The sequence below is a fragment of the Streptomyces sp. NPDC002324 genome, assembly GCF_053593335.1.
Map to the genome: position 1 here is coordinate 326,897 of NZ_JBSFCF010000004.1, position 7,594 is coordinate 334,490.

Here is a 7,594-nt window from a genome sequence, read left to right on the forward strand (position 1 = left end):
GGCTACTGGATCACCACCTTGACGACGCCGGTGAGGGCGATCTGGGCGAGGGAGAGGGGGACGAGGAGGGTCCAGGAGAGCTTCTGGAGCTGGTCCTCGCGCAGCCGGGGGTAGGTCACGCGGAGCCAGATGACGACGAAGGCGAGGACGGCGGTCTTCAGGAGGGTCCAGACCCAGCCGAGGCCGTCGGCACCCCAGGGGCCGTGCCAGCCGCCGAGGAAGAGGACGGTGGTCAGGCCGCACAGGACGACGATGCCGGCGTACTCGGCGAGGAGGAACAGGGCGAAGCGGAGGCCGGTGTACTCGGTGTAGGCGCCGAAGATGATCTCCGAGTCGGCGACGGGCATGTCGAAGGGCGGGCGCTGGAGTTCGGCGAGACCGGCGACGAAGAAGACGATCGCGCCGACGATCTGCCAGGGGAGCCACCACCACTCGAAGGCGTCGAGGATGCCGACGAGGGAGACCGTGCCGGCCGCCATCGCCACGGAGGCGGCCGTGAGCAGCATCGGGAGTTCGTACGCGAGGAGCTGGGCGGCGGTGCGGAGGCCGCCGAGGAGGGAGAACTTGTTGGCGGAGGCCCAGCCGGCCATGAGGGAGCCGAGGACGCCGACGCCCATCACGGCGAGGACGAAGAAGACACCGGCGTCGATGACCTCGCCGACGGCGCCCTCGCCGGGGCCGATCGGGATGGCGAGGAGGACTAGCAGGTACGGGAGGAGGGCCACGGCGGGGGCGAGCTGGAAGACGCGGCGGTCGGCGCCGGCCGGGACGATGTCTTCCTTCTGTGCGAACTTGACGCCGTCCGCGATGAGTTGGGCCCAGCCGTGGAAGCCGCCGGCGTACATGGGGCCGAGGCGGCCCTGCATGTGGGCCATCACCTTGTGCTCGGTCTGGCCGATGATCAGGGGGAAGGTGAGGAAGACGACGAAGACGATGAGGAGTCGCAGGGCGACGTCCAGAGCGTCGTTCACTGCGAGCCTCCCGTGGGGCGTTCGGGGTCAGGGGTGTCGCGGGGGGTGACTTCGGTGGGGGTGCCGTTGTCCTCGGGTGCGTCGTCGTCCGGGGGTGCGTCGTCGTCCGGGGGTGTGCCGGGCGACGCGGGTTGCTGTGGCTCGGGGTGCGGGGCGGGCTCGGGCTCGGGCTGCGGGGCGGGCTCGGGCTGCGGGGCGGGCTCGGGCTGCGGGGCGGGCTCGGGCTCGGGCTGCGGGATGGGCTCGGATTCGCGCTCGGGCTTGGGCTCCGGCTCCGGCTTCGGCTCGTCGAAAGCCGGGCGGGCGTGGTGCCAAGGGGCGTCCGTGCTGCGGGGGGCGGGCCGGGTGGGGCCGGGCTGCGGTGCGGACTCGGCGGTGCCGGGGGTGTCGTCCGGGGTCGCGTCGCGCTGACTCGCCGAGCCTCCTGACGCGCTGCGGGCGCGGCGCGGTCCGGCGGGAGATGTCGGCTCGGCGGGAGACGTCGGCTCGGCGGGGGCGGTCGTCTCGGCGGGGGTGGTCGCGGGGCCGGAGGGGCGCTGCTGGTCGGAGGCGGCCCGGCTCTCAGGTGCGGCCGGCTCCTGCGAGGCGGGCAGGCCGGCGGCGGACGGGGACCCGGAGGCGCTGGGCGCGGCCGGAGAGGGCCGGCTCTGCGGCTGGGTGCGCTGCGTGGCAGACCCCTCGCTCGCGCTCCGGGCGCGGCGCGGGGCCGAGGGACTACTGCCCGCGTCCGGCGCCGGACCAGCGGGCGTCTGGCCAGCGGGCGTCTGGCTCGCCGAACCCTGCGCTGCCGTGCGGGCGCGGCGCGGGGCCGAGGCACTGCCGCCCGCGTCCGGCGCCGGACCGGCGGGCGTCTGGCCGGCGGGCGTCTGACTCGCCGAACCCTGCGCTGCCGTGCGGGCGCGGCGCGGGGCCGGGGCGGCGGCGCCCGCGTCCGGTGCCGGACCGGGAGTCGGCTGGTCGGCTGCGGCCTCGCTCGCGGTGCGGGTGCGGCGGGGTGGGCGGTCGCCGGCTGCTCGCGGGGCCGCGCCTCGGGTCGGGCGGGTCGGGGCCGGGGGGAGTTGGCCCTTGAGGGGGCCCCATTCGTTGGGGTCGGGCACGCCGGGGGGAAGCATCTGGCGGCGCTTGGGGCCGCCGTGTGCCGCGCCCGCCGCAGGCTCCCCGGGCTCCTTGGCCCCGGGCCAGGCCTTGGCCACGCGGGCGGCGAGGACGAAGTCCTTGCGGAGGGGGTGGCCCTCGAAGTTCTCCGGGAGGAGGAGGTGGTCCAGGGCGGGGTGGCCCTCGAAGCGGACGCCGAACATTTCGTGGGTCTCGCGTTCGTGCCAGGCCGCGCCGGCGTAGATGTCGACGGCGGTCGGCAGGACCGGGGACTCGTGGGGGACCGTCGTGCGCACGAGCAGACGGCGGACCGGGGCCAGGGCCACCACGTGCGCCGCCACGCGGAAGCCCGTGCCCGGTTCGTCGACCGCGCTCAGCCAGTCGAAATAGGTGCAGCCCAGGGTGGAGCGGGCCGTGCGCAGCGCCTCGGTCCAGGATGCGGGCGGGACGTCCACGGTGAGGACGCCGTACGACTCCTCGGCCGTGGCCTCCGGGCCGAAGAGTTCCTCGGCGGGGGCGGGCAGCCAGCCGGTCACTTGTCTCCCACTTCCACTCCGGTGGCGCCGCCGGGAGCCGTTCCGGTGTCGGTCGTGGCGGCGGGCGGCTTCACCAAGCCGCTCTGCAGGGCCGCCGTGGAGGGGCGGGACCCCGCCGCCGGGCCGGTCGTCGTGCCGGGGCCGCCGCCGTTGCCGTACCGCTCCCCCAGGGACTCCCGGGCGATCTTCTCCTGGAGTTTGAGGATGCCCTGGAGCAGGGCCTCGGGGCGGGGCGGGCAGCCGGGGACGTAGACGTCGACGGGGATGATCTGGTCGACGCCCTTGGTGACGGAGTAGGAGTCCCAGTAGGGGCCGCCGCAGTTGCTGCACGCGCCGAAGGAGATGACGTACTTCGGCTCCGGCATCTGTTCGTACAGGCGCTTCACCGCCGGGGCCATCTTGTCCGTCACCGTGCCCGAGACCACCATCAGGTCGGCCTGGCGCGGGCCCGGCGCGAACGGGATCACGCCGAGACGGATGAAGTCGTGGCGGGCCATGGATGCGGCGATGAACTCGATCGCGCAGCAGGCGAGGCCGAAGTTGAAGACCCAGAGGGAGTAGCGGCGGCCCCAGTTGAGGATCACCTTCATCGGCTCCGGGGCGAGACGGGCGAGGGCGCCCAGCCGCTTCGGCTCCGGGAGGAGGACGGGCGCCGGGGTGTCCAGCGGCTCCGACGCGCCCGGCTGCGGCGGGTGCGTGTGCCGCGCGTTCGTTTCTGGGGTCACGTCCATGCCAGGACGCCCTTCTTGTATGCGTAGAGCAGGCCCACGGCGAGGAAACCGAGGAAGACGAACATCTCGACGAGGGTCGTCGCGCCGTAGCCGGGGTCCGCGAAGACCGTCGCCCAGGGGAAGAGGAAGATCGAGTCGATGGCGAAGATGACGTAGAGGAAGGCGTAGACGTAGTAGCGGACCTGGGTGTGGGCCCAGCCCTCGCCGACGGGGTCGACGCCGCACTCGTACGTCAGGAGCTTCTCCCGGGTGGGCACCTCCGGCCGCAGCAGGCGTCCCGCGCCGAAGGCGACGGCGACGAAGAGCACGCCCACGGCGGCGAGCAGTCCGACCACCGAGTAGGACTGGAAGTAGTCCGCCGCTACGGCGACGGTCGGCTGCGCCGCTACGGCGACGGTCGGTTCCGGCACGTCCGTCCCTCGCTCCCTGGCCAGGCGATTCGTACGTACGTGATGCGGACGCCGTACGTACTTCGCTGTTCGACGATCTGTACGCACGGGAGTCTAGGCCCTGCTAAAGAGACCGTAAGCAGCCCGTCACAGGTCGGCACTCCCGAGGGCGGTCCGGCGTGGGTGGGACGGGGCGGTGCGCGGCGAGAGGAGAGCGGGCGACATGGGGCAGGACGGGGTGGGGTGGGGTTTTCCCCAGGGCGGCCGGGGCGGTCCGCCTCATGGCGCGGGGCTGGCGCGGGCGGGCAGGGTGGTGGGCATGACCGCATCCCCATCCTCCGGCTCCGGGCGGCCGTACGGTCGCCCGCTGCCCTCCAGTCAGACGCCGTCCGAGCCGCTGCCGCCGGCGCGGTTCGCCTTCGGGGCGCAGACGTGGCGGGAGATCGCACATCTGCTGGCGAACCTGCCGTTCGCGCTGCTCGGGTTCGTGTACGTGACGACGGTGCTGTTCACCAGTGCCTTCCTGACGTTGACCGTGATCGGTTTTCCGCTGCTCGCCGCCGCGTTGATGGGGGCCCGGCAGCTGGGGCGGCTGGAGCGGATGCGGGCGCGGGCGCTGCTGCGGGTGGGGGTGGACGAGCCGAGTCCGCTGCCGTTCCGGGGGAGCGGGCGGCGGGCGGACGAGGGGTTCTTCGCGCAGGTGTGGATGAGCGTGAAGGATCCCGTCGGCTGGCGTTCGATGCTGTACGAGCTGATCCGGATGCCGTGGGCCGTGACGACGTTCGTCATCACCCTCACGGGGCTGTTCGTGGCGTGGCCGGTGCTGCCGTACATCGTGCGGGGGCTGACGAACGTGGACCGGGTGATGGTGCGGTCGCTGCTGTCGCCGTCCGACGAGCTGGAGCGGCGGATCGCGGAGCTGGAGTCCGACCGGGGGGTCGTGGTCGACACGGCCGCGGCCGACATGCGGCGGATCGAGCGGGACCTGCACGACGGGGCGCAGGCGCGGCTGGTGAATCTGGCGATGGGGCTCGGGCTCGCCAAGGAGAAGCTGCTGGAGGACCCCGACGCGGCCGCCTCGATGGTGGAGGAGGCGCATGGTGAGGTGAAGCTGGCGTTGCAGGAGCTGCGGGATCTGGCGCGGGGGATTCATCCTGCGGTGCTGACGGACCGGGGGCTCGACGCGGCGCTGTCGTCGGTCGCCTCGCGGTGTGCGGCGCCGGTGAAGGTGAGCGTCGATCTGCCCGCGCGGCCTGCCGCCGCGATCGAGGGGATCGCGTACTTCACCGTGTCCGAGTTGCTGCAGAACATCAGTAAGCACAGTGGGGCGAGGGCTGCCTCGGTGGATGTGTGGCGGTCCGACGAACGGCTGTTGATCCAGGTGTGGGACGACGGGCGTGGGGGTGCGCGGCTCGATGGGGGCAGTGGGATCGCCGGGCTGGCGGAGCGGATCGACGCGGTGGATGGAGTGTTCGTGATCGAGTCGCCGGTGGGGGGGCCTACGACTGTGACGGCGGAGTTGCCTTGGCGTGGACGGGGTGCCGCCGGCGGTTGAGCGGGGGGTACGTGGTTCGGGGGCTGGGGGTGTGGGTCTTTCGTGGTGGGGCTGTTGCCTGGTCGCCGTGGGGTTATGCGTGGGTGGGCGGGGATCGGGTTTGTGGGGGGTGTTCGCGCAGTTCCCCGCGCCCCCGACAAGCACGCCTCCCCGCCGTAGCGGATTCTGTGCGTGCGCGGGTGGCGGAGCGTTGAGGTGATCGCGCAGTTCCCCGCGCCCCTGACAAGCACGCCCCCTCGCCGTAGCGGGTTCCTGTGCGTGCGCGGACGACGGAGCGTGGGGGTGTTCGCGCCGTTCCCCGCGCCCCCGACAAGCACGCCCCCTCGCCGTAGCGGGTTCCTGTGCGTGCGCGGACGACGGAGCGTGGGGGTGATCGCGCAGTTCCCCGCGCCCCCGACAAGCACGCCTCCACGCCGTAGCGGGTTCTGTGCGTGCGCGGGTGACGGAGCGCGGGGGTGTTCGCGCCGTTCCCCGCGCCCCCGACAAGCATGCCTCCACGCCGTAGCGGGTTCCTGTGCGTGCGCGGGTGACGGAGCGTGGGGGTGTTCGCGCAGTTCCCCGCGCCCCTGACAAGCACGCCTCCACGCCGTAGCGGGTTCTGTGCGTGCGTGGGGCGTTGGGGGGTTCGTGTGGTTGTGCGGGGTGGGGAAAACCCCCCTGTCGAGACGGTGACTCGCTCCATGGTCCGGGAGGTGTGGGGCGAGCAGGGTGGGTGTACGACATCGGGAGTGCGGGATCAGCGAAGGCGGGCGACGGTGATGGCTTCGGAGTACGGGGACGGGTACGGGAGTTGGGGCGAGGAGCGGCGGCATCGGATGCCGGCCGGGCTGCGGGCGCCGATCGAGGCGCGCAGCTGGCGGGAGTTCGGGTACGTGCTGCTGGGGCTGCCCGTCGGGATCCTGCTGTTCACGTACGCCGTGACGATGGTGTCGGTCGGCGCGGGGCTGCTGATCACGTTCCTCGGGGTCCCGGTGCTGGCGGCGGGGCTCGCCGGGTGCCGGGGGTTCGGCGCGCTGGAGCGGGCGCGGGCGCGGGCGTTGCTCGGGGTGGAGGTGTGCGCGCCGGAGCCGTTGCGGCCCAAGGGGCGCGGGGCGATGGCGTGGATGGGCGCCGTGCTGCGCAGCGGGTCGTCGTGGCGGCAGCTGTTGTACGCGGTGATCCAGTTCCCGTGGTCGGTGTTCTCCTTCGTGGTGGCGGTGACCTTCTGGACGTACGGGTGGGCGCTGCTGACGTACCCCCTGTGGTTCTGGGTGTTCCCCGTGTGGGCCGGGCAGGACGGGTTGCAGCTGTACGGGGACGAGACGCACTCCGTGTATCTCGACAACCCGTTCGAGGTGACCGTGACCGCGCTGGTCGGACTGCTCTTCACGATGGCTTCGCCGTGGATCGTGCGCGGGCTGACGACGGTCGACCGGGTGATGGTGGGCGCGCTGCTCGGGCCCTCGCGGCTGGGCGCGCGGGTCGTGGAGCTGGAGTCGGACCGGGGGGTCGTCGTCGACACGGCCGCCGCTGACCTGCGGCGGATCGAGCGGGATCTGCACGACGGTGCGCAGGCCCGGCTGGTCGCGCTGGCCATGGACCTGGGACTGGCGAAGGAGAAGCTGGCCGAGGATCCCCGCGCGGCGGCGGTGATGGTGGACTCGGCGCACGGTGAGGTGAAGACGGCGCTCCAGGAGCTGCGGGATCTCGCGCGAGGCATCCATCCGGCCGTGCTGACCGACCGGGGGCTCGACGCGGCGCTGTCGTCGGTCGCCTCCCGGTGTGCGGTGCCGGTGATGGTGGACGTGGACCTCCCGGCACGGCCGGTGCCGGCGATCGAGGGCATCGCGTACTTCACCGTCTCCGAGCTGCTGCAGAACGTCAGCAAGCACGCGGGGGCCTCGCGGGCGACCGTGGATGTGTGGAAGGTCGAGAACCGGCTGATGCTCCAGGTCGCCGACGACGGCGTGGGCGGCGCCGACACCGGGCGCGGCTCGGGCCTGGCGGGGCTTGCCGAGCGGATCGGGGCGGTCGACGGCATCATGGTCGTCGACTCCCCTGCCGGCGGCCCGACCCGGGTGACGGCGGAGCTGCCCTGGCGAACGGTCTGACGGCGGGGATCCCACAACGGGGATCTGACCGCGGGGATCTGGCCGCGGGGATCTGACGGCGAGGATCTCACCGCGGGGATCTGACGGCGAGTTCTGACGGCGGGGATCTGACGGCGGGGGCGAGGAGCAGGCGGAGAGCGACGGGCCGACGGTTCGAACAACCGCCCACCGCCGTCCCGCGGCGGACGGCTCTCGACCGGCGCGCCCAAGGGCTTCGCCCTTGGGCG

At 73.1% G+C, this 7,594-nt stretch carries 6 protein-coding genes; 2 read left to right on the forward strand and 4 right to left on the reverse strand.

Annotated elements, in window-relative coordinates; all coding sequences use genetic code 11:
* Positions 1 to 2 precede the first annotated feature (2 nt).
* The 4 genes from ACWCRJ_RS09140 to ACWCRJ_RS09155 are packed head-to-tail and all read right to left on the reverse strand — an operon-like array spanning position 3 to position 3,743.
* Entirely contained in the window at positions 3 to 971 is a 969-nt protein-coding gene (locus ACWCRJ_RS09140) for a complex I subunit 1/NuoH family protein (protein WP_450938661.1), read from the reverse strand.
* A complete protein-coding gene (locus ACWCRJ_RS09145; protein WP_450938662.1) occupies positions 968 to 2,602 on the reverse strand; it encodes an NADH-quinone oxidoreductase subunit C in 1,635 nt (544 codons plus the stop codon). The genes ACWCRJ_RS09140 and ACWCRJ_RS09145 overlap by 4 nt, the downstream gene beginning before the upstream one ends.
* Positions 2,599 to 3,333 (reverse strand): NADH-quinone oxidoreductase subunit B, encoded by a 735-nt coding sequence (locus ACWCRJ_RS09150; protein ID WP_450938663.1) that lies wholly within the window; start codon positions 3,331 to 3,333, stop codon positions 2,599 to 2,601. Before ACWCRJ_RS09150 ends, ACWCRJ_RS09145 begins: the two co-directional genes overlap by 4 nt.
* Positions 3,324 to 3,743: an NADH-quinone oxidoreductase subunit A gene (locus ACWCRJ_RS09155; RefSeq protein WP_046920355.1), complete on the reverse strand. Its 420-nt coding sequence runs from the start codon at positions 3,741 to 3,743 to the stop codon at positions 3,324 to 3,326. The genes ACWCRJ_RS09150 and ACWCRJ_RS09155 overlap by 10 nt, the downstream gene beginning before the upstream one ends.
* A 298-nt stretch (positions 3,744 to 4,041) precedes the next feature.
* Here ACWCRJ_RS09155 and ACWCRJ_RS09160 point away from each other — a divergent pair, with 298 nt between their 5' ends.
* On the forward strand, positions 4,042 to 5,277 hold the full coding sequence (locus ACWCRJ_RS09160) for a sensor histidine kinase (protein ID WP_450938664.1): 1,236 nt from the start codon (positions 4,042 to 4,044) through the stop codon (positions 5,275 to 5,277).
* A gap of 758 nt (positions 5,278 to 6,035) precedes the next feature.
* On the forward strand, positions 6,036 to 7,367 hold the full coding sequence (locus ACWCRJ_RS09165) for a sensor histidine kinase (protein WP_450938665.1): 1,332 nt from the start codon (positions 6,036 to 6,038) through the stop codon (positions 7,365 to 7,367).
* Positions 7,368 to 7,594 lie beyond the last annotated feature (227 nt).

Excerpts from the sequence above, each read along its gene's own strand:
- ACWCRJ_RS09150 (WP_450938663.1), bottom strand. The coding sequence starts at position 3,333 with ATGGACGTGACCCCAGAAACGAACGCGCGGCACACGCACCCGCCGCAG.
- ACWCRJ_RS09160 (WP_450938664.1), top strand. The coding sequence starts at position 4,042 with ATGACCGCATCCCCATCCTCCGGCTCCGGGCGGCCGTACGGTCGCCCG.
- ACWCRJ_RS09165 (WP_450938665.1), top strand. The coding sequence starts at position 6,036 with ATGGCTTCGGAGTACGGGGACGGGTACGGGAGTTGGGGCGAGGAGCGG.